General features: G+C 68.8%; 1 protein-coding gene and 1 pseudogene. Both read left to right on the forward strand.

All coding sequences use genetic code 11. The features are described 5' to 3' along the window. Positions 1-268: 268 nt before the first annotated feature. Positions 269-1966: an RNA polymerase sigma factor gene (locus ACTHJJ_RS04105; protein ID WP_440301664.1), complete on the forward strand. Its 1698-nt coding sequence runs from the start codon at positions 269-271 to the stop codon at positions 1964-1966. A gap of 7 nt (positions 1967-1973) precedes the next feature. After that, positions 1974-2156, forward strand: a pseudogene (locus ACTHJJ_RS04110) (DUF1727 domain-containing protein); the annotation flags it as partial.

A 2156-nucleotide genomic window follows, 5' to 3' on the forward strand; every position in this document is an offset into this window, starting at 1 on the left:
GCCGCGCGGGCGGGGCTCCCGTTCGTGTGGGGGCCGACCGGCGTTTTATAATGTCGTTCGTACCGGATCGCACAGGGCGAACAGCGAGATCGATGCAGGGATCGACTCCAAGACACCACGCATTTCCGGCATGAATCCCCACCTCCGTTCGTTGTGCTGATGCATGCCCCGATCCAGGGGTCCCGGTCTCACGACGACGCAGCGACGAAAGGCGATCTTGTCCGTGCCCAAGGCGACATCATCCGGAACACCCACGACCTTGCCCAAGGTGTTCCAGCACGCTCCTATCCAGCAGCTGCTCGCGAAGGGCAAGGCGAGCGGGAGCGTCACTGGAGAGGACGTCCTGCAGGCCCAGACGGAGGCGGGTCTCGACCCGCGCCAGATGAAGCCCGTCCTCACAACGCTTGAGAACCATGGGATCGACGTGGTCGTGACAGCCGCGCCGACGAGTTCGACAAAGACCCGCACCGGGACCAAGGGAGGCAGCGTGGCCACTCGTAAGACGACCGCGACGGCGACGAAGAAGGCCGCCGCGAAGGACGGAGCAGACGGCTCGTCAGAGCCGAGCGGGGAGGGCGCGACCGCGGCGAAGGGCAGCGGGTCGTCGTCCGCGACGAAGTCCGCGCCGGCGAAGAAGGCCGCGGCCAAGAAGGCGCCGGCCAAGAAGGCCGCGACGAACGACGAGCTGTCGAAGGCGGCCGCCAAGAAGGCACCGGCGAAGAAGGCCGGGGCGACGAAGGCCGCAGCCAAGAAGGCGACGAAGGCGACCGGGGCGACGGGTGCCGACGCGGCCGACGAGGAGCTCGAGGACGACGCCGAGCCCGAGGAGGCTGACCCCAGCGAGCTCGAGGACGTCGACGTCGCGGACGAGGACGAGACCGACGAGGACGCCGACGAGACCGCGGGCGACGAGGAAGGCGCCGGGGAGGATGCCGGCGAGGGGTCGGCCCCGGGCAAGGCCAAGGGCGAGGAGTCCGAGGAGGCGGAGGAGTCCGGCTTCGTCATCCGTGACGACGACGAGGACGACGCGCCGGCGCAGCAGGTCGTGACCGCTGGCGCGACAGCCGACCCGGTCAAGGACTACCTCAAGCAGATCGGCAAGGTCGCGCTGCTCAACGCCGAGCAGGAGGTCGAGCTCGCCAAGCGGATCGAGGCCGGCCTGTTCGCCGAGGAGAAGCTCAACTCCGGCGACAAGATCGAGATGAAGCTCAAGCGCGAGCTGTGGTGGATCGCCCAGGACGGCAAGAAGGCGAAGAACCACCTGCTCGAGGCGAACCTGCGTCTCGTCGTGTCGCTCGCGAAGCGCTACACCGGTCGCGGCATGCTCTTCCTCGACCTCATCCAGGAAGGCAACCTCGGCCTGATCCGGGCGGTCGAGAAGTTCGACTACACCAAGGGCTACAAGTTCTCGACGTACGCGACGTGGTGGATCCGGCAGGCGATCACCCGCGCGATGGCCGACCAGGCGCGCACGATCCGCATCCCGGTCCACATGGTCGAGGTCATCAACAAGCTGGCCCGTGTGCAGCGCCAGATGCTCCAAGACCTGGGCCGAGAGCCCACCCCGGAGGAGCTGGCCAAGGAGCTCGACATGACCCCGGAGAAGGTCGTCGAGGTCCAGAAGTACGGCCGCGAGCCGATCTCGCTGCACACCCCGCTCGGCGAGGACGGCGACAGCGAGTTCGGTGACCTCATCGAGGACTCCGAGGCCGTCGTGCCGGCCGATGCGGTGAGCTTCACGCTCCTGCAGGAGCAGCTGCACTCGGTGCTCGACACCCTGTCGGAGCGCGAGGCCGGGGTCGTCTCGATGCGTTTCGGTCTGACCGACGGCCAGCCGAAGACGCTCGACGAGATCGGCAAGGTCTACGGCGTGACGCGCGAGCGGATCCGGCAGATCGAGTCGAAGACGATGGCGAAGCTGCGCCACCCGTCGCGCTCGCAGTCGCTCCGCGACTACCTCGAGTAAGCGGGGCATGCCGCTCCGCAGGGCGCCGGCCGTCGCGATCGGCCGGGCCGTGCGGATCGCCGCCCGCCTCCGGACGCCCGGGGGCGGGTCGGCCGTCCCCGGCCTCGTCGTCAACCGGGTCGCGCCGGGATTCCTCGGTTCCGTGCTGTCCTCGTTCCCGGAGGGGCTGGTCGTGGTCTCCGGCTCCGCC

This window comes from Intrasporangium sp., assembly GCF_051961875.1.
Taxonomy (GTDB): Bacteria; Actinomycetota; Actinomycetes; order Actinomycetales; family Dermatophilaceae; genus Intrasporangium_A.